At 70.3% G+C, this 19,082-nt stretch carries 19 protein-coding genes; 12 read left to right on the top strand and 7 right to left on the bottom strand.

Annotated elements, in window-relative coordinates:
• Positions 1-12: 12 nt before the first annotated feature.
• Positions 13-633 (bottom strand): TetR/AcrR family transcriptional regulator, encoded by a 621-nt coding sequence (locus FXO23_RS42510; RefSeq protein WP_158893185.1) that lies wholly within the window; start codon positions 631-633, stop codon positions 13-15.
• Between the two features lie 84 nt (positions 634-717).
• On the opposite strand from FXO23_RS42510, the gene FXO23_RS42505 reads away from it, so the two are divergent.
• Positions 718-1,557: an oxygenase MpaB family protein gene (locus FXO23_RS42505; protein WP_158893183.1), complete on the top strand. Its 840-nt coding sequence runs from the start codon at positions 718-720 to the stop codon at positions 1,555-1,557.
• Positions 1,558-1,560: 3 nt separating this feature from the next.
• Here FXO23_RS42505 and FXO23_RS42500 read toward each other — a convergent pair whose 3' ends face one another.
• The gene (locus FXO23_RS42500; protein ID WP_158893181.1) at positions 1,561-2,181 is read right to left on the bottom strand and encodes a maleylpyruvate isomerase family mycothiol-dependent enzyme; all 621 of its coding nucleotides are present in this window, start codon (positions 2,179-2,181) and stop codon (positions 1,561-1,563) included.
• Between the two features lie 89 nt (positions 2,182-2,270).
• On the opposite strand from FXO23_RS42500, the gene FXO23_RS42495 reads away from it, so the two are divergent.
• Together FXO23_RS42495 and FXO23_RS42490 are read left to right on the top strand one after the other, a co-directional pair.
• A complete protein-coding gene (locus FXO23_RS42495) occupies positions 2,271-3,101 on the top strand; it encodes a class I SAM-dependent methyltransferase (RefSeq protein ID WP_158893179.1) in 831 nt (276 codons plus the stop codon).
• A gap of 131 nt (positions 3,102-3,232) precedes the next feature.
• Positions 3,233-4,981 (top strand): MFS transporter, encoded by a 1,749-nt coding sequence (locus tag FXO23_RS42490; RefSeq protein WP_158893177.1) that lies wholly within the window; start codon positions 3,233-3,235, stop codon positions 4,979-4,981.
• 51 nt (positions 4,982-5,032) lie between these two features.
• Here the strand turns inward: FXO23_RS42490 and FXO23_RS42485 are convergent, their stop codons facing one another.
• From FXO23_RS42485 to FXO23_RS42475, 3 genes are all read right to left on the bottom strand, one after another.
• Positions 5,033-6,850 (bottom strand): substrate-binding and VWA domain-containing protein, encoded by a 1,818-nt coding sequence (locus FXO23_RS42485; RefSeq protein WP_158893175.1) that lies wholly within the window; start codon positions 6,848-6,850, stop codon positions 5,033-5,035.
• Between the two features lie 44 nt (positions 6,851-6,894).
• Complete coding sequence (locus FXO23_RS42480; protein WP_158893173.1) at positions 6,895-7,515, bottom strand: TRADD-N-associated membrane domain-containing protein; 621 nt, start codon at positions 7,513-7,515, stop codon at positions 6,895-6,897.
• A 72-nt stretch (positions 7,516-7,587) separates the two neighbouring features.
• A complete protein-coding gene (locus FXO23_RS42475) occupies positions 7,588-7,863 on the bottom strand; it encodes a DUF2631 domain-containing protein (RefSeq protein WP_158893171.1) in 276 nt (91 codons plus the stop codon).
• Positions 7,864-7,960: 97 nt separating this feature from the next.
• Between FXO23_RS42475 and dxr the strand changes: the two genes are divergently transcribed.
• The 5 genes from dxr to FXO23_RS42450 all read left to right on the top strand — a co-directional run bounded on the left by dxr (position 7,961) and on the right by FXO23_RS42450 (position 12,900).
• Positions 7,961-9,160: a 1-deoxy-D-xylulose-5-phosphate reductoisomerase gene (dxr, locus tag FXO23_RS42470; RefSeq protein WP_158893169.1), complete on the top strand. Its 1,200-nt coding sequence runs from the start codon at positions 7,961-7,963 to the stop codon at positions 9,158-9,160.
• A gap of 3 nt (positions 9,161-9,163) precedes the next feature.
• On the top strand, positions 9,164-10,387 hold the full coding sequence (locus tag FXO23_RS42465) for a M50 family metallopeptidase (protein WP_158893167.1): 1,224 nt from the start codon (positions 9,164-9,166) through the stop codon (positions 10,385-10,387).
• A 150-nt stretch (positions 10,388-10,537) separates the two neighbouring features.
• The gene (ispG, locus tag FXO23_RS42460; protein ID WP_179957039.1) at positions 10,538-11,671 is read left to right on the top strand and encodes a flavodoxin-dependent (E)-4-hydroxy-3-methylbut-2-enyl-diphosphate synthase; all 1,134 of its coding nucleotides are present in this window, start codon (positions 10,538-10,540) and stop codon (positions 11,669-11,671) included.
• A gap of 18 nt (positions 11,672-11,689) precedes the next feature.
• A complete protein-coding gene (locus FXO23_RS42455; protein ID WP_158893163.1) occupies positions 11,690-12,505 on the top strand; it encodes a helix-turn-helix domain-containing protein in 816 nt (271 codons plus the stop codon).
• The gene (locus FXO23_RS42450) at positions 12,502-12,900 is read left to right on the top strand and encodes a VOC family protein (protein ID WP_158893161.1); all 399 of its coding nucleotides are present in this window, start codon (positions 12,502-12,504) and stop codon (positions 12,898-12,900) included. The genes FXO23_RS42455 and FXO23_RS42450 overlap by 4 nt, the downstream gene beginning before the upstream one ends.
• Before the next feature lie 125 nt (positions 12,901-13,025).
• Here FXO23_RS42450 and FXO23_RS42445 read toward each other — a convergent pair whose 3' ends face one another.
• Positions 13,026-13,232 (bottom strand): DUF4177 domain-containing protein, encoded by a 207-nt coding sequence (locus tag FXO23_RS42445; protein WP_158893159.1) that lies wholly within the window; start codon positions 13,230-13,232, stop codon positions 13,026-13,028.
• 92 nt (positions 13,233-13,324) lie between these two features.
• Between FXO23_RS42445 and FXO23_RS42440 the strand changes: the two genes are divergently transcribed.
• Genes FXO23_RS42440 through map form a run of 3 tightly spaced genes read left to right on the top strand, consistent with a single transcriptional unit; the run spans position 13,325 to position 16,910 of the window.
• A complete protein-coding gene (locus tag FXO23_RS42440; protein WP_158893157.1) occupies positions 13,325-14,179 on the top strand; it encodes a GNAT family N-acetyltransferase in 855 nt (284 codons plus the stop codon).
• Between the two features lie 19 nt (positions 14,180-14,198).
• On the top strand, positions 14,199-16,004 hold the full coding sequence (locus tag FXO23_RS42435; RefSeq protein ID WP_179957035.1) for a penicillin-binding transpeptidase domain-containing protein: 1,806 nt from the start codon (positions 14,199-14,201) through the stop codon (positions 16,002-16,004).
• Between the two features lie 48 nt (positions 16,005-16,052).
• Positions 16,053-16,910 carry a type I methionyl aminopeptidase gene (gene map, locus FXO23_RS42430; protein WP_158893155.1) on the top strand — a complete coding sequence of 286 codons (858 nt, stop codon included), beginning with the start codon at positions 16,053-16,055 and terminating at the stop codon, positions 16,908-16,910.
• Here the strand turns inward: map and FXO23_RS42425 are convergent.
• Complete coding sequence (locus FXO23_RS42425; protein ID WP_158893153.1) at positions 16,897-17,574, bottom strand: FadR/GntR family transcriptional regulator; 678 nt, start codon at positions 17,572-17,574, stop codon at positions 16,897-16,899. The two genes, map and FXO23_RS42425, sit on opposite strands and share 14 nt — an antisense overlap.
• A 75-nt stretch (positions 17,575-17,649) precedes the next feature.
• Between FXO23_RS42425 and FXO23_RS42420 the strand changes: the two genes are divergently transcribed.
• Positions 17,650-18,900, top strand: a complete 1,251-nt coding sequence (locus tag FXO23_RS42420) for a CynX/NimT family MFS transporter (RefSeq protein ID WP_158893151.1) — start codon at positions 17,650-17,652, stop codon at positions 18,898-18,900.
• The last annotated feature ends 182 nt before the right edge of the window (positions 18,901-19,082 follow it).

Here is a 19,082-nt window from a genome sequence, read left to right as displayed (position 1 = left end):
CCGGAGCGTAGGTCAGCGCAGTTCCCCGGCGGTCAGGAAGAGCCGGGTGCACTGGTCCACGACATCGGATTCGGCGAGGGGGAGCGTGCCGTCCAGCCACGCGGTGAGGGTTTGCGCCAGCCCGCCGACCAGGAACTCGGCGAGCAGCGCGAGGCGCGCGCTGTCGGGGATGTCGTAGAACTCCTGCGCCTGCAGGCCGAGCAGCTGGACGAACATGCGGGTGGATTCGGCTCGCCGCCGCAGCAGCGCCGGGACGTTGAGCGCCGGGGAGAACAGCAGGCGTCCCCGGCGCGGGTCTTCGGCGATCCGGCGCACCAGGGCGGTCAGTCCGGCTCGCACCTTCGCGTCGGCGCTCGGTTCGGCCGTGCGCACGGCTGCCAGCGTCGTCGTGGCGATGCCCTCGACCACGTGGTCGAACACGGCGAGGGCGAGCGCGTCGCGGTCGGGGAAGCTCTCGTAGAAGTACCGCGCGGCCAGGCCGGTGTGCTTGCAGACCCCGCGGACGGTCAGATTCGGCTCGCCTTCGCCGGCGCCGAGCAGGTCCAGGCCGGCCTCGATGAACTGGGCGCGGCGGTCCGCCTGCCGATCGTCGCCGGTCACACCGCCGTACACCCGCAGCGAGCTCGTCTCCATGGCGCCCATCTTGACAGATCGTTCCGCATCCCGTTCCATTTCTGCTAACGGTTGTGTGCAGATCGAGTCGAAGGGACCGCGTTCATGGACACCACGGCAGGCGACGCTCCGCCGGATCAGGCCGTCCTCGACCAGGCGGTGATCGGCGCCGGTGCGTTCCTGGCCGGTCCGGCGAACGTGATCATGCAACTGGCCCGGCCCGGCGTCGGCTACGGCGTCGTCGAGAGCAAAGTGGACAGCGGCAACCTGTTCCGGCGGCCGTTCAAACGGCTGCGCACCACGCTGACCTACCTCGCGGTCGCGACGATGGGAACCGACGAGGACAAGCGGCACTACCGCCGGGCGGTCAACACCGCGCACGCGCAGGTGCGCTCCGACGAGAACAGTCCGGTGCGGTACAACGCCTTCGACCGCGATCTGCAACTCTGGGTCGCGGCCTGCCTGTACCGGGGCGTCGAGGACTGCTGGCTGCTCTTCGCCGGGCCCGCCGATGCGGACACCCGGGACGCGGTCTACCACGCCTCCGCGACGCTGGGGACCACGCTGCAGGTGCGGCCCGAGATGTGGCCCGCCGATCGGGCGGCCTTCGCCGACTACTGGAACGACGCGCTCGAACAGGTGTCCATTGACGACACCGTCCGCGACCACCTCTACAAGATCACCACGTTCCGGTTCCTGCCCCGGTTCGTAAGTGTCCTTTTAGGACCATTCAACAGGTTCGTCACCACCGGGTTCCTGCCGCCGCGGTTCCGCGAGGAGATGCGGCTGCCGTGGACGCCGCGCCAGCAGCGCCGTTTCGACCGGCTCATGTCCGCGATCGCGGCCGTGGTCCGGCGGCTGCCCCGCGTGCTGCGGCGGTTCCCGCTGAACTTCTACCTGTGGGACGTGCGCCGGAGGATCCGGACCGGGCGCCCCCTCATTTGAACGTCAGCGGATACGGCCCGCGAGAATGTGCTGGCCCGGGCCGGACAGCTCCTCGACCACACCCCGCCGGCCGACGACGGCCATCAGGATCGCCTCGGCCGGGCCGCGCACTTCCGGCCCGGAGCCGGCGGACCAGTCGAGGTCGGTGGCGACCAGGCGCAGGCCGCGGGCACGCCAGAAACCCCGCACCTGCGGGACGAGCAACGCGCATCGCAACGTGCGCACCAGGCGTTCCGCGGGGACCTCGCGGGGCAGCCCGAGCGGGCGCCGGATGTCCTGCTGGTGGATGAGCCCGTCCACCAGCGCGATCATGCCGCCGAACCCCGCGGTCAGTCCCCGCGGATCCGCGTATTTCTTGAGCAGCGCCACCAGTTCTTCCGGGGTGCGCGTGCGGTACTCCGCCACGCCGACGGCGTTGATCCGATCGGGCAGGAACCGGCCCTTGGCGAAGCGCGCGACCAGGCCGCGCGTGTCCAGTTCGTCGTAGCTGATCACGTGCGCGACGACGTCCCGCACCCGCCAATCCGCGCACAGCGTCGGCGCGTCCCATTGTTCCGGTGTCAGAGTCTCGAGGAACGCCGCGAAATCCGCCCGTTCCTCCCGCGCCATGCGCCGCATGTTCATGGCGCTCACCCGGCCTTCGCTCTCGGTGGTGGACTCGGTGCTCGTGCCCGATGCTTCCGCGAGACCGGTTCGATGTCTAGTTTGGTCTGGTGAACGCGGTACGAGCGTGGTCGGATGCGCTGGCGGCGTGGGCGATCCCGGAACCGGTGCTGGCCGGGGCGCCGGAGTCGCCGTGGGTGTTGCCGCGCGAGGTGTTCGTCCGCCGCGCCGACGCCCAGCTCGCCTGCCCGATCGGGGCGACCTACGCCGAAGGTCTCGCCGCCCTCCGGGAACCGGGGACGGTGCTGGACGTCGGTGCCGCGGCGGGTGCCACCAGCCTGCCGCTGGCCGCGGCGGGCAGGGTCGAATCGGTGACCGCGGTGGACGGCGATCGCCCGCTGCTGGACGCGTTCGCCGGACGAGCGGCCCGGCTCGGTGTCCCCGCGCGCGTGCTGCGGGGCAGGTGGCCCGACCTCGCGGCGGAGGCCGGACCGGCGGATGTGGTCACCTGCGGCAACGTGCTCTACAACGTCGCCGACCTCGGTCCGTTCGTCGCCGCGCTCACCGGCCACGCCCGCCGCCGGGTGGTCGCCGAGATCGCCGCCCGGCATCCGCTGACCGAGCTCAACCCGCTGTGGCGGCGGTTCCACGGCATCAGCCGCCCCGAGGGGCCCACTGCCGAGGACTGCGTCGCGGCACTGCGGGAACTCGGCGTCCGGCCGCGCGTGATCCGCTGGCAACGGCCCGCCGAGGCGGAACACGCCACCTTCGCCGAACTGGTGGCGGTCACCCGGCGACGGCTGTGCCTGCCCGCGGGCCGGACGGACGAGGTCGACCGCGCGCTGCGCGAGTTCGGCTGCGATCCCGCGGTGCCGCCGGATCTGGGCTCGTCCGGCCGGAGCCTGGTCACCCTGGTCTGGGCCGGTGGCGCCGGGGAATAAAGGGTCCACAAAGGACTGACAAAGCACTGGTTTCGTTCTGTGATCGGTCTCTCGCGCGGGCCGCCGGGAATTGGTTGTTTCCCCCAAGCAAGTTACTTAGCATAGCTAATTGACGCGCGACGGGAGGTCCGATGACGAGCGGGGTGGCGGTGGATCGCAGACGGAAGGCGGGACACGAGCTGGGGCCGCGGTACAAGTGGATCGCGCTGTCCAACACCACGCTCGGGATGCTGATCGCGACGATCAATTCCTCGATCGTGCTGATCGCGCTGCCGGATATCTTCAAGGGCATCGGAATCAACCCGCTGGAACCCGCGAACACCAGCTACCTGCTGTGGATGATCATGGGTTTCCTGGTGGTCACCGCGGTGCTCGTGGTCAGTTTCGGGCGGCTCGGCGACATGTACGGCCGGGCGCGGATGTACAACATGGGCTTCGCCGTGTTCACGGTGTCCTCGGTGCTGCTCGCCATCACCTGGTTCGACGGGGACGCCGCCGCGCTCTGGCTGATCGGCTGGCGCATCGTGCAGGGCATCGGCGGCGCCTTCCTGATGGCCAACTCATCGGCGATCCTCACCGACGCGTTTCCCGCCAACCAGCGCGGCCTGGCGCTCGGCATCAACGGCGTGGCCGCGATCGCCGGTTCGTTCCTCGGCCTGATCGTCGGCGGGGTGCTCGCCCCGGTCAACTGGAACCTGATCTTCCTGGTTTCCGTGCCGTTCGGGGTGATCGGCACCATCTGGGCGTACCTGAAACTGCACGACACCGGCGTCCGGCAACGGGCCCGGATGGACTGGTGGGGCAACATCACGTTCGCGGTCGGCCTGATCGCCGTGCTGGTCGGGATCACCTACGGCATCCAGCCCTACCGGGACGCGCCGACCGGCTGGGGCAGCCCGTTCGTCCTGACCTGCCTGATCGGCGGAGTGGCCGTGCTGCTGGCGTTCCTGGTGATCGAGAGCAAGGTCGCCAACCCGCTGTTCAAGCTGCGGCTGTTCCGGATTTCCTCGTTCTCCTGGGGGAATCTGGCCAATCTCGCGGCCTCCTTGGGCCGGGGCGGGTTGCAGTTCATCCTGATCATCTGGCTGCAGGGGATCTGGCTGCCGCAGCACGGGTACAGCTTCGAGCAAACCCCGCTCTGGGCGGGGATCTACATGCTGCCGATGACCGTGGGGTTCCTGGTGTCCGCCCCGACGTCCGGCGTGCTCGCCGACCGGATCGGCAGCCGGCTGCTCGCGGCGGGCGGGATGGCGATCACCGCGGTGACGTTCGGCCTGCTGATCGCGCTGCCGGTGGACTTCGACTACTGGGCCTTCGCGGCGATCCTGCTGCTCAACGGGATCGGTATGGGGATGTTCTCCTCGCCGAACCGGGCCGAGGTGATGAACAGCCTGCCCGCCGATTCGCGCGGTTCGGGCGCCGGGATGATGACGACTTTCCAGAACGCGGCGATGGTGCTGTCGATCGGGTTCTTCTTCAGCCTCATCATCGCGGGTTTGTCGAGCAATCTGCCCGGGGCGATGAGCCGGGGACTCACCGAGCACGGCGTGCCCGCCGCGTCCGCCGACCAGCTCGCCCACCTGCCCGCGGTGGCGGTGCTGTTCGCCGCGTTCCTCGGCTACAACCCGATCCAGCAACTGCTCGGCCCGCAGCTGACCCAGTTGCCGCCGGATCAGGCGAACTTCCTCACCGGGCGCAGTTTCTTCCCGAACCTGATCTCCGGTCCGTTCGCAGAAGGTCTTTCCATCGCCTTCTCGTTCGCGATCGCGGTCTGCGTGATCGGCGCGATCGCTTCCCTGCTGTGCCGGAACAAACCCGCACCGGCGGAACCCGAGACGGTCGGTGAAGAACTGGCCGGAGTGGCCGGCGAGTTGTCCTGATTTCAGCGGATAACTTTCCGGTGGCCACGTCGAAGTCGCCGGTGACGGGGTTCAGAAATTCGACAGGACGTCGGAGAAGACCTTCGAGATCGACCGGGGATCGGTGGAGTGGTACAGCTTCGCCCGGGTCGCCGCGGCGATCCGGCGCAGCTGGTCGACCGCCGGTCTCGCCTCGTCCCCGTAGGCGATCGGGAAGACCCGGATTTGCTGATCGGCGCCGCCGGACGTCAGATCGGCGAGCAGGCGGTCGAGTCCGATGTTGTCGCCCACGTATTCGTCCTCGCCGTCGCTGAGCAGGACGATCGCGTTGATCCGGCCGGGGTCGAGGTGCTTGCGCATCGCCTCGTTCGCGGCCTGCACGGTGTTGAACAACGCGGTGGGCCCGTCGGCGGTCAGCCCGCCGATCCGGTCGGCATACGGCTGCCGCGTGGTCGCGAACTCGCCGAGCGGCACCAGTTCGCGCCACGGCCTGCTGTCGCCCCCGCGCGGGCCGCTGAACTCCCACAGCCCGAGGCGGTCGTCCGCGCGGAACGTGCCCAGTGCCGCTTCGCTCCGCGCGGCCTGCTGCGCTAGGGGCAGCTTGTCCGCGTTCCGCATCGAACCGGAGACGTCGACGACGAACAGCACGTTGGCCGCCTTGCGGATCCGGCCCCATGCCTCGGGAATCCGCGCGAGGACGTCCCCGGCGGGCATGTTGAGGACGTTCAATCCCTTGTCCGGCAGCACACCCGCCGACGCCGCCAGGGCAGGGCCGGGCGTGCCGTGCGGGGAACGGAAACCGGCTTCGGCGAACGCGGCCTGCTGTTCCGGGGCGAGCAGGTAGGCGAGGAAGTCGTTGGCCACGTCCCGTTTCGCCGCGTCCACCCAGCTCGCGTTCAGCACGACGTAGGGGTTTTCCGAGACGACCGTGCCTTCCTTCGGGTAGAAGGCCGCGAGCGGCACGGCGGGCGGCCCGCCGGTTCCCGCCCCTTCGATCTTGCCTTCGGGATAACCGCGGTTGTAGTCGATGACGGACTTCTCTTCCACGGTCACCGCGCTGATGTAGTCCAGGCCGTTCGCTCCCGGGACCCGGCCCGCGTCGTACAGGTTGCGCAGGAAGGTCAGCGTGGTTTCGCCGTAATGCACCACGGAACGCTCGACCTCGCGCATGAAGTCGGCGACCCGCTCGTCGTTCAGGTCGTCCTGGGTGAGGTCCGAGGTCGATCCGGTGGCCGCGAAGAAGGCGCCGATCGTCGCGTGCAGGCCGGTGGTCGAGTAGTTCGGGTTCGTCTTGCCGAGTTTGAAGGCGCCCCATTCGGGATGCCCCTTGAGCTTCCAGCCGTCCGGGGACTGCGCGAGCTGCAGCACGTCGTTCCAGCCCACGTCGGCGTTCGGCCAGCCCATCGCCTCGGCCATCGGCCGGGGCATGGCGATCACCATCGGCGTCTGCGCGAGCGACGGAGCCTGCCGGTCGGCGGCGGGTGGGAGCAGGGTTTGGTTCTGCGCGCACTGGGTCTCGTGCAGGTTCTGCGCGACGACCAGCCAGGTCCGGGTCGCCGGGCTCCACACGTCGGGCCGCGCCCCGAACCGGGCTTCGTCCCAGCCGCAGGCGAAACCGGGCACCGTGCTGCCGACCGAGGCGACGATCCGGGCCGCACCGCAGGTAGTGCCTGCCGGGCGGTGTGCGGCGGAATAAGCGGCGGCCAGGCTGGTCATCACGTCGAACTTCTCCGGCGAGGACTGCACCGTGATCGTGGTGGCCGGGCCCTCGCACGGTTTCGGCGGCGCCGGTTCGGGGCCGTTCGCGCCGAAGGCCGAGAAGACGAGCAGGAGCAGGCCCGCCGCCATCACCGACAGCACGCCGAGCCAGTACTTGTTCTTCCGGGTCATGGAATACCTCGACTGCCGCCGGTCCGGGGTTTCATCCTCGCCGGTTAGTCGTTCTCGCGCGGTGAAATGTCACCCGCGGCCTCCGGTGGAGATCCTTTGACCAGAGCAACCGCTATCTGGACGAGCAATTTCTGCTTCTCGCCATCCGGCAGGCTTTCCGCGATTTCCCGCGCGGTGTTCGTGGCCGAGGTCCGCACCACCTGGGCGTCGAGCATGGCGAACATCCGGTCGGCCTGCTTGCGCGCCTCGCGGTCCTGGGCGAAGAACAGCAGGCCGACCGCCTCGCACACCGCGCCGCTGACCGTGCCGATCCAGGCCGAGTCGCCACCGCGGAACACGAAGATCGCCACCGAGCCGAGGATCGCGACGAAACCGAGTGATGCGGACAGCACCCCCAGCCGGAACGTGAGCGCGCTGTCCGAGAGCGCCTTCTCGTGGTGCTGGACATAGAAGTCGAGCTGGGTCGCGGTGAGATCGGGCGGGCCGGAGGCCTTCGCCTCCTCGGCCAGTTCGCGCGCCGACCTCGGGCGCACCGGGCCGGGTTCGCCCGCGGCCGCCCGGGAGGCGCGCTTGCGGACGAGCAGCAGCACGCTGGGCAGCAGGGCGCCGAGCACCCCGACCCCGAGCAGGACAAGCCCGACAACCGCGACCATCGAAGCGTCCACGTGCGGAGACAGTACGGAGAACGCGCGCGGATCCGGCCCCGGTTATGGGGTTGTGACCTTATTCGGCGGTTTTCAGCGGCGCCAGGCGGTGCGCCGGCGGCGCAGGTCGATCAGGAGCAGCACGATGATGCCGACGCCGAGGCCGATCAGCCAGACGTCCTCGGTCCGGCCGTGGTGGTTGCCGATCAGCATCGCGAACATCACGATCGCGGAGAACAGCGCCATCAGCCGGGTGGCCTTCGGGAAGCGGCCGTGCCAGCCCCACTCCGCCGACGGCTCGTCACGGGGGTCCACCTTGGTGACGACCGCCTGCCCGCGCTTCTCGACCGCCTTGCCTGCCACGACCACTCCTCACGGCCCGGTGCCTGCTTGCCAAGCGATGATCCCATACGGTCCCGGGTGACTCGCCGATGACCCGCGCCGGGGGTTGGCGATAATCGACGTAATGAACTCTCCACGAACCGTGCTCGTCCTGGGCTCCACCGGCTCGATCGGCACGCAGGCACTCGACGTCGCGGCCCGCAATCCGGACCTGTTCCGCATCGCCGGGATCGCCGCGGGCGGATCGGACCCCGCGGCGCTGGCCGCCCAGGCGCTCGCGCACCAGGTCGACGCGCTGGCGGTGATCAAGCCGACCGTGGTGGAGGATCTGCAGCTCGCGCTGTACGCCGAGGCCCAGCAGCGCGGCTACTCCCGGGGTGAGTTCCGGTTGCCCCGCATCTTCGCCGGAGCCGACGCGATCCTCGAGCTCATCGACGCGGTGCCGGTCGACGTCGTGCTCAACGGCATCACCGGTTCGCAGGGGCTGGCGCCCACGCTGCGCGCGCTGGGCACCGGGGCGACGCTCGCGCTGGCCAACAAGGAATCGCTGATCGCCGGGGGCCCGCTGGTGCTCGAGGCGGCGAAGCCCGGTCAGCTGGTGCCGGTCGACTCCGAGCATTCGGCGCTGGCCCAGGCGTTGCGCGGCGGCCGGGCCGAGGAGGTCGCCAAACTGGTGCTCACCGCGTCCGGCGGGCCGTTCCGCGGGCGCAAGCGCGCGGAGTTGACCGACGTCACCGCCGCGGCCGCGCTGGCGCATCCGACCTGGGACATGGGACCGGTGGTCACCATCAACTCGGCCACCCTGGTCAACAAGGGGCTCGAGCTGATCGAAGCCCAGCTGCTGTTCGGCGTCCCCTACGAGCGGATCGACGTCGTGGTGCACCCGCAGTCGATCGTGCATTCGATGGTCACCTTCGTCGACGGCTCGACGCTGGCGCAGGCCAGCCCGCCGGACATGCGCCTGCCGATCGCGCTGGCGCTGAACTGGCCCGCTCGGGTGCCCGGCGCCGCGGCCGCGTGCGCCTTCGAATCGCCGTCCGCCTGGACCTTCGAACCCCTGGACAACGCGGCTTTCCCGGCCGTGGAGCTGGCCCGGCACGCGGGCCGGGAGGGCGGCTGCCTCCCGGCCGTCTTCAACGCCGCGAACGAGGAACTGGTGGCCGCGTTCCTGGCCGGGAACACCAGCTTCACGTCCATCGTGGACACTGTTGCCCAGGTGGTGCAGGACGCCGGCGACTGGCGTCGGGCACCTCGCGACGTGGAAGACGTACTCGCCGCGGAACAGTGGGCGCGCGCCCGCGCCGCCGAGATCGGAGGGAAGTAGCGCGTGCTCGCCTACATTCTCGGTGTCGTGCTCTTCGCACTGGGCATCTGTGTGTCCGTCGCGCTGCACGAGGCTGGGCACATGCTGACCGCCAAGGCCTTCGGCATGAAGGTCCGGCGGTATTTCGTCGGCTTCGGCCCGAAGGTGTTCTCCTTCCGGCGAGGCGAGACCGAGTACGGCCTGAAGTGGATCCCGCTCGGCGGGTTCTGCGACATCGCCGGGATGACCGCGCTCGACGAGGTCACCCCGGACGAGGCGCCCCGGGCGATGTGGAAGTTCAAGACCTGGAAGCGGACCGTCGTCCTGGCCGCCGGGTCGATCACGCACTTCATCCTCGGGTTCGTGGTGCTCTACCTGATGGCCGTCACCATGGGCCTGCCGAACATCACCGGCACCCCGCAGATCCAGGCGGTGGCGGGCTGCGTCCGGGACGCCCACACCGCGAACGAGCTGCTCAACCCGGTGTGCCGGCCGGGCGACCCGGCCCCGGCGAAGCAGGGCGGCGTGCAGCCCGGCGACGAGATCGTGTCCGTCGGCGGGGTGGCGACGCCGACCTATCCCGAGGTCACCGACAAGATCAAGAAGGCCGCCGGCCCGGTGAACATCGAGGTGCGCCGGAACGGCGAGATCGTGCCGCTGCGGATCGAGGTGACGAAGGTCGACCGGCCGGTGACGGATCCGGCGAATCCGGACGGCCCTCCGCTGATCAAGCAGGAGGGGACGATCGGTGTCACGTTCCCCAAGTACTTCGAGTACAACGTGGTCAGCGGGATCGGCGGCGCGGCCGGCTTCACCGGCGACATGTTCGTGCAGACCTGGCAGCGGCTGATGGAGTTCCCGCAGCGCATCCCGGCCGTGGTGGAGTCGATCTTCGGCGGCGAGCGCGATCCGAACACCCCGGTCAGCGTGGTGGGCGCCAGCCGGATCGGCGGCGAGGCCGTCGAGCAGGGCCTGTGGCAGCTGTTCCTGCTGTTGCTGGCGAGCCTGAACTTCTTCGTCGGCGTGTTCAACCTGCTGCCGCTGCTGCCGCTGGACGGCGGGCACATCGCGGTCACCTGGTACGAGCGGGTGCGCGACTGGATCCGCAAACTCCGCGGCAAGGCGGCGGGCGGACCGGTCGACTACAGCAAGCTCTCGGCGGTCACCGTGGTGCTCGTGCTGATCGGCGGGGCCGTAACCCTGCTCACGGTCACCGCGGACATCGTCAACCCGATCCGCCTGCGATAACACACGTTTCCGCTGGTCACGGGTCGTGAGTGGGGAGACCGGTCAGAACCGGCCGGAACACTCACGACCCGGGCCCGAAGGTATCGTTGGGGTCGACAAGCGTTGCGCACCACGGTTGCAGAGGAATCGATGACCTCCGTCGCGTTAGGAATGCCCGCACTCCCGCCGCCGGTGCTGGCCGAGCGTCGCAAGACCCGGCAGCTGCAGGTCGGACCGGTCGGCGTCGGCAGCGACCACCCGATCTCCGTGCAGTCGATGACCACCACGCTCACCGCGGACGTCAACGCGACGCTGCAGCAGATCGCCGAGCTGACCGCGGCGGGCTGCGACATCGTGCGGGTGGCCTGCCCGAGCGCGGACGACGCCGAGGCACTGCCCGCGATCGCGAAGAAGTCGCAGATCCCGGTGATCGCCGACATCCACTTCCAGCCGAAGTACGTGTTCGCCGCGATCGAGGCCGGATGCGCGGCGGTGCGGGTGAACCCCGGCAACATCCGCAAGTTCGACGACCAGGTCAAGGAAATCGCGCACGCCGCGAAGGACCACGGCACGCCGATCCGGATCGGGGTCAACGCGGGGTCGCTGGACAAGCGGCTGATGGAGAAGTACGGCAAGGCCACCCCGGAGGCGCTGGCCGAGTCGGCGTTGTGGGAGGCGTCGCTGTTCGCCGAGCACGACTTCCACGATCTGAAGATCTCGGTCAAGCACAACGACCCGGTGGTCATGGTGCGCGCCTACGAGATCCTCGCCGAGCAGTGCGACTACCCGCTGCACCTGGGCGTCACCGAGGCCGGGCCCGCGTTCCAGGGCACCATCAAGTCCGCGGTCGCGTTCGGCGCGCTGCTGCGGCAGGGGATCGGCGACACGATCCGCGTCTCGCTGTCCGCGCCGCCGGTCGAGGAGGTCAAGGTCGGCGCGCAGATCCTGCAGTCGCTGAACCTCCGCCCGCGCAAGCTGGAGATCGTGTCCTGCCCGTCCTGCGGGCGGGCGCAGGTGGACGTCTACAAGCTGGCCGACGAGGTCACCGCGGGCCTGGAGGGGATGGAGGTCCCGCTGCGGGTCGCGGTGATGGGCTGCGTGGTGAACGGGCCCGGCGAGGCGCGTGAGGCCGATCTCGGCGTGGCTTCCGGGAACGGCAAGGGGCAGATCTTCGTCAAGGGCGAGGTGATCAAGACGGTGCCCGAGCACCAGATCGTCGAGACCCTCATCGAGGAGGCCATGCGCATCGCCGAGGAGGCGGGCGAAGAAGGCGTCGGCGGCGAACCGGTCGTCACCGTCGGCTAGGGCTCTTAGTCTGTTGGGGTGACGGAACCGAGCACGGCCTGGGCCGTCGCGCGGCCGCATCCCGCGTTGCGGCACCTGGTCGCGCGCTACATCGGTTACGCCCAGCGCGACGTCACGCTGGGCGTGCACCGTGGCCTGCCTTCGCGGCACGTCACCCTGATCATCAGCCTGGAACGGCCGGTCCGGATCACCGGTGAGACGCCGATGCAGGCGCTGGTCGGCGGGATGCACCTCGGTCCCGTGCTGATCGCGCAGGATCCGGTGCAGTGCGGGCTGCACGTCGAACTCAACCCGCTGGGCGTGCGCACGCTCCTCGGCGTGTCCGCGGCCGAGCTGAGCGGGCAGGTCGTCGAACTCGGCGACCTGGGATTGGCGTCGCTGGCCGGGCGGCTCGCCGAGGTGCCGGACTGGGCGGGGCGGTTCGCGTTGCTGGACGAGGTGTTCGGCGCGGTCGCGGCGGACGGCCCGGGGTCGGCGCCCGAGGTCGGCTGGGCGTGGCGGCGGATGCTCGGGGTGGACGGCCGGGTCCGGGTGGAATCGCTCGCCGAGGAGATCGGCTGGAGCCGTAGACATTTCGGGGAATTGTTCCGGCGGGAACTGGGGCTGTCCCCGAAGCAGGTGGCGCGGGTGCTGCGGTTCGAGCGCGCCCTCCGGTTGGTCCGCGGCCGGGTCGACCTCGCGCGGGTCGCGGCCGACTGCGGCTACTACGACCAGGCGCACCTGAGCAACGAATGGCGCGCCCTCGCGGGGTGCTCACCGCGCACCTGGATCGCCGAGGAGCTCCCATTCCTCCAAGACTCGCGGGTGTTCTCCGCCGCAGACTCGGGGGCATGACAGCACAACCGACCATCTGGCCCGCCCTGCGCTACGACGATCCGCGGGCCGCGCTCAAGTTCCTGGTGGACACCGTGGGGTTCACCGAGACCCTGGTGGTCACCGGGGAGGACGGCACGACCGTCACCCACGCCGAACTCCGCTGGCCCGAAGGCGGCGGGGTGATGCTCGGCGACGCGGGTGTCTGCAAAGGCGGCTACGAAGCCCAGCGGGCGGGCACGGGCGCGGTCTACGTGGTGACCGACCGGGTGGACGAGATCCACCGGCGGGTCACCGAGTCCGGCGCGGAGATCGTCGAGCCGCTGACCGACACCGACTACGGCTCGCACACGTTCACCCTCCGCGACGCCGAGGGGAACCTGTGGACGTTCGGCACCTATCGGGGCGCCGCCTGACCGGGGGCACCAAAAATAGCGAGGGACCTTTGCTCCGGTTTGAGCGGAGTAAAGGTCCCTCGCTCCGGTTCTGCCGGAGCGAAGGTCCCTTGCGTTTTTTCGGTGGCGACGAGGCCGGGCGCGGGTCAGTCGACGGGGCGCTCGAAGGTAAGGAGCAGGCCCTCCACCCCGCCTGGACCGATTCGGCCCTTGACTTCGGCGGTGGTGATGGACTTGAGCTGCCACCCCTCGGCCGCGTTGTCGTTGAGGATCTTCTCCAGCTTGGCGCCCGACATCTTGCCGCCGATCAGCTTCTCGCGGAGCTCGATGACGCGGTAGGTGAAACGCTGCATGGACCGCATCCAACACCGCACCCGGGTCGCCGCGCAGCGTGTACGCGAGGTTTGTTTTCCGTTACGGGGAATTATCTGGCACGCTAGAGCGCGTGTTGCGGCTTGCTGGTGCACGGCTGCTCGATGATCGGGACTATCCGGCGGTTCGTGCCGCGCTTGCCGCCGACCCGGTCGGTAGCTGCATGGTCAGCGCCCGGGTCGAGGTGGCTGGCCTCGATCCCTGGCGGCTTGGCGGCGAACTGTGGGCCGCCGACTTCCGCACGCCCCGATCCGGGCGGATACAGGGTCTGTGCTTCTCCGGCCCGAACCTGATTCCGCTGCGCGGCAACGCGTCGGCGCTGCGCTCGTTCGCCGATCGCGCGTTGCGCAAGCAGCGGACGTGCTCCTCGCTCGTCGGCCCGGCCGAGCAGGTCCTGGGCCTGTGGGACGAACTCGCCGTCGAATGGGGCCCGGCCCGGGAAGTCCGCCACGACCAGCCGCTGATGGCGCTCGACGGCGCCCCGAAACTGGCCTGCGACCCGCTCGTCCGCCCGGTCCGCCCGAACGAGCTCGAGCGGTACCTGCCCGCGGCCATCGCCATGTTCATCGAAGAGGTCGGCGTGGACCCCCGCGCCGGGGACGGCGGCGCGAGCTACCGCGCGCGGGTCGCCGAGCTGATCGCGGGCGGGCGCGCGTTCGCCCGGTTCGAGGGCGAGCAGGTCGTGTTCAAGGCGGAGATCGGCGCGCTGTCCACGACCGTCGGGCAGATCCAGGGGGTCTGGGTGCACCCGGAACGCCGGGGCAACGGCCTCGGCACCGCGGGCACCGCGGCCGTGGTCGCGCGGCTCGTGCACGGGATGGGGCGCACCGCGAGCCTCTACGTCAACGGCTACAACACCGCCGCGCTGGCCGCCTACCGCAAAATCGGCTTCCAACAAGTCGGTCAATACGCCACCGTGCTGTTCTGACCCGGCATACTCCCTCCCCGTGGGGTCCAGACGTCACCCGTTGGTGGTACTGGTGCTGGTTGCCGCCTGCGTCGCGGGCGGTTGCGGGGTGTTCGCCTCGGCGGCGGGGCCGGACGAGGTCACCGCGGAGTTCTTCGGCGCCCTGGCGAAGGGCGACACCGCCCGCGCGGCGGAACTGACCGATGCGCCGGATTCCGCGAAGGCCGTACTCGACCAGGCCAGGTCCGCGCTGGCCCCGGAATCGATCGACGTCGAGGTCCGCCGCGTGCACAACGCGGCGGGCTCGTCCACGGCGACCGCGAACTTCCGGCTCGCCTGGCACCTGCCACACGCCCGCCTCTGGGCCTACGACGGCGAAGCGCAGCTCTACTCGGCGAACGACCGCTGGCAGATCCACTGGCTGCCGTCCGCGCTGCATCCCCAGCTCGCCGCGCAGCAGACGCTCGCACTGCGCGCGGAAACCCCGGAACTCGCGCCGGTGCTCGACCGCGACGGCGCCACCCTGCTCGATCCGCAGACCGTGGTGAGCGTGCTCCTGGACCCGGCCAAGGCCGGCGAACTCGACCCGGTCGCCGGCAAACTGGCCGCCGCGCTGCACCCGCTGGACGAAAGCATCACCAAACAGTCCATTGTGGACGGTGTGAAAGGCGTGCGCTCCGGGGATTCCTACCCGGTGGCCAGCCTGCGCGCGACCGACTACCAGCAGGTCCGGCCGAGCATCTACGAACTGCCCGGGGTGCGATTCACCCAGCAGGAACGCCTGCTGCCGGCCGACAAGCAGCTCGCCGAGCAGGTGCTGCCCGCGCTGCGCTCGACCGTCGAGGAACAGGTCACCGGCAAGGCGGGCTGGCGCGTGGTCACCCTCGACGCCACCGGGGGCGAGGTGACCGAGCTGCACGCCCAGGCGGCGCAACCGGCGGGCGCGGTGGTCAGCACGCTCAGCCGCCGGATCCAGGCCGCGGGGGAGCAGGCGCTCGCGGACGCCCCGGGCCCGGCCGCGCTGGTCGCCGTGCAGCCGTCCACCGGGGAGATCCTCGCCGTCGCGCAGAACGCGGCGGCCGACGCCGAAGGCGCCATCGCGCTCACCGGCCGGTACCCGCCCGGCTCCACGTTCAAGATCGCGACGGCGACCGCGGCGCTCAGCGCGGACAAGGTGAAATCCGACACCCCGGTCGACTGCCCGGCGACCGCGACGTTCGACGGCCGGGTGGTGCCGAACGACGACCGGTTCGCGCTCGGGACCGTGCCGCTGTCCACGGCGTTCGCGCGTTCGTGCAACACCACGTTCGCGAAGCTGTCCACCCTGCTGCCGGCCACCGCGCTCACCGACGCCGCCCGGGACCTGGGCATCGGCGCGGACTTCGTGCTGCCCGGGCTGACCACGATCACCGGTTCCGTCCCGCCCGCGGGCAACCTCGTGCAGCAGGCGGAGAACGGTTTCGGCCAGGGCACCGTGCTCGCCAGCCCGTTCGGGATGGCGATCGCCACCGCGACGGTCGCGGCCGGGCGGATCCCGGTGCCCGTGCTGCTGCGCGGCACCCCGGCCCAGGCGCGGCACCTCGGCCGCCCGATCCGCCCGGACGTGCTGGCCGCGCTGCGGGGAATGACCCGCGAGGTGGTCACCGCCGGCACCGCGGGCGCGCTCGCCGAACTCCCCGAGGTGCACGGCAAGACCGGAACAGCGCAGTTCGGGGACGGGACGCGGGCGCACGGCTGGTTCGTCGGCTACACCGGCGACCTCGCCTTCTCGGTGCTGCTGGTCGGCGGCGGCACCTCGGCGCCCGCGGTGGGAGCGGCGCACCGGTTCCTCACCGCGATCGGCTGAACCGACCGTCCGCCGACAGGCGTCCGGGACGCGTCGTAGGGTGGAGGTATGCCCGAGCGTGCCCCGTTGAAGCCCGGCGTGCAGACGCCACGCCGTCCCGTACCCGCCAGCATCACCCGTCCCGAGTACGTGGACAAGCCGGCGCCGAAGCGCGACACCGGCAACGGCGTGCGCACGCCCGAGGTGATCGAGGCGATGCGGGTGGCCGGCCGGATCGCGGCGCAGGCGCTCGAGGAGGGCGGCAAGGCCGTCAAACCGGGCAACACCACCGACGACGTGGACAAGGTCATCCACGAGTTCCTGCTCGACCACAGGGCCTACCCGTCGACCCTGGGCTACCGGCACTTCCCGAAGTCGTGCTGCACCTCGCTGAACGAGGTCATCTGCCACGGCATCCCGGACTCGACGGTGATCGAGGACGGGGACATCTGCAACATCGACGTCACCGCCTACATCGGCGGTGTGCACGGCGACACCAACGCCACCTTCCTCGCCGGGGACGTGTCCGAGGAAGCGCGGCTGCTCGTCGAGCGCACCCACGAGGCGACCATGCGCGCGATCAAGGCGGTCCGGCCCGGGCGCCAGCTCAACGTGATCGGCCGGGTGATCGAGTCCTACGCCAAGCGGTTCGACTACGGCGTGGTGCGGGACTTCACCGGGCACGGCGTCGGCCCCGCCTTTCACACCGCGCCGACCGTGCTGCACTACGAGGAGCCCTCGGTGACCACAGTGATCGAACAGGGCATGACCTTCACGATCGAGCCGATGATCACGCTGGGCACGATCGACTACGACATCTGGGACGACAACTGGACGGTCACCACGAAGGACAAGAAGTGGACCGCCCAGTTCGAGCACACCCTCCTGGTGACCGAATCCGGCGCGGAGATCCTCACTCTTCCCTGAGGAGTTCGTCGAGGAAGCCCGCGGCTTCGGCCGCGGCCCGCTCGGGGTCGCCGTCGGCGATCGCACGCAGCAGCCCGCGGTGACCGATTTTGGTGATCACCGTGCCCTCTCCGATGTCGGCTCGCGAGGTGGTCGCGACGCTCGCCATGACCACCTCGGTCAGCCCCCGGTACAGCTCGGTCAGCACCGTGTTGTGTCCACATTGGACAACCATCAGGTGGAACTCGGCGTCCGCGCGCACGAATTCCTCGAACCGCCGCTCCTGGCCGGCCTTGTCCCGGACGTCGAGCAGCGTGGTCAGCTCGCCGAGTTCGTCCTCGGTGCGCGCGGTCGCCGCCAGCCGGGCGCCCTCGACCTCGAGGATCCGGCGCACCTGAAGCACCTCGCGTAGTTCCGAACCGCAGAGGCGGCCGACGGCGCCGGAGACCTCGCTGGTCGCGCGCACGTAGGTGCCGTCGCCCTGCCGCACCTCGAGCAGCCCGCTGTGCGCGAGCGCCCGGACCGCCTCGCGCACGGTGTTGCGGCCGACGCCCAGCGTGGTCGCGAGCTCACTTTCGGTCGGAACGCGGTGCCCGACCGGCCATTCCCCCTGGGTGACCGCGGTGCGTAGCTGGGCGATCACTTGATCGACGAGGCCTGCGCGACGCGTGGTGGCCAACGGCACAGTAAGATCCTTTCACCCAATCATCCTATGTCTGTCATAGTAGCTGACGTGTCTGATTCATCTCGGGTTTCCAGCATGGAGCATCGCTATGGTCTCGAACTCGAGCACGGGCTAGAACTCGAGCTCGAAGGCGCCGTCGAGCCCATGCCGCGGGCCCGGATGGCGACCCTGGCCGGTGGCGCGCTGCTCGCGGTCGCGGTGGTGCTCACCGCGCTCAACCTGCGGCCCGCCATCACCAGCATCGGGCCGCTGCTCGACGAGATGCGGCACTCGCTGGGCGCCTCGGCGACCTGGGCCGGCCTGCTGACCACGGTCCCCGGGCTGTGCTTCGCCGCGGCCGGGCTCGCCGCGCCGCTGCTCGCGCGCCGGTGGGGGCAGGGGGTCGCGGTCGGCCTCGCGCTCGCCGTGCTGACCGTCGGCCTGCTGCTGCGCGTGCTGGACGGACCGCTGGTCGTGCTCGGCGGCACGCTCGTGGCGACCGCCGGGATCGCGCTGATCAACGTGCTCATCCCGGTGGTGATCAAGGACTCCTTCCCGGCCCGGATCGGCCTGATGACCGGGATCTACACGGCGGCCCTGCAGGGCGGCGGGGCACTCGGTTCGGCGCTCACCCCGCCGCTGGACACCGCGTTCGGCGGCTGGCGGCAGGCCCTGGCGAGCTGGTCCGTCCTCGCGGTCCTCGCGCTCGTGGTGTGGACGCTCGCCGCGCGGGGCCACGCGGGAGTAAGGCGGGCCGCCGCCGACGAGGAGCGGGGTGGCCGTTCCCTGCTGCGCAGCCCGCTGGCCTGGATCGTGACGTTGTTCTTCGGCCTGCAGGCGTTCCTGGCGTACGTGGTGATGGGCTGGCTGCCGCAGGTGCTGATGGACGCCGGAGTCAGCCGCGGGGACGCGGGACTGCTGCTCGGCCTGATCTCGCTGATCGCCGTGCCGATCAGCCTCACCGTGCCGCCGATCGCCGCGCGGCAGGGCAGCCAGAGCGGGTGGATCGTCGGCCTCGGCGTGCTCGGGTTCACCGGCATGGTCGGGCTGACCGTCGCACCCGGCGCGGCGCCGCTGCTGTGGAGCATTCTCGTCGGGCTCGGCATGAGCGTGTTCTCGCTCGCGCTGACGGTGATCGCGCTGCGGGCGCGCACCGGCGAGGACACCGCGCGGCTGTCCGGAATGGCGCAGGGCTTCGGCTACCTGCTGGCCGCGGTCGGCCCGTTCGTCTTCGGCCTGGTGCACGACCTCACCCACGGCTGGACCGTGCCGTTCCTGGTGATGCTCACCGTCTTCGCCCTGCAGATGGTGGCGGGCGCACTCGCCGGGCGAAAGCGCTTCGTCTGAGCGGTGACCGCGATTCGGCGGCGAGCTGCCTTCTCTTGGCCGCCAAGAGATCTCGGCACATCGCACCGACCCGGCCAATGGTTGGGGTCGTGAGTGTTTGGGCCGGTTAGAACCGGCCTAATCGGTCACGACCCCCAGCACTCGGTTCCCTCACGTGTATACGGGGGCCAGTGTGGCCAAGC

The organism is Amycolatopsis anabasis (assembly GCF_009765355.1).
Lineage (GTDB): Bacteria > Actinomycetota > Actinomycetes > Mycobacteriales > Pseudonocardiaceae > Amycolatopsis > Amycolatopsis anabasis.
Note: the sequence above shows the minus strand (reverse complement) of the source record. Positions and strands in the feature narration are given on the sequence as shown.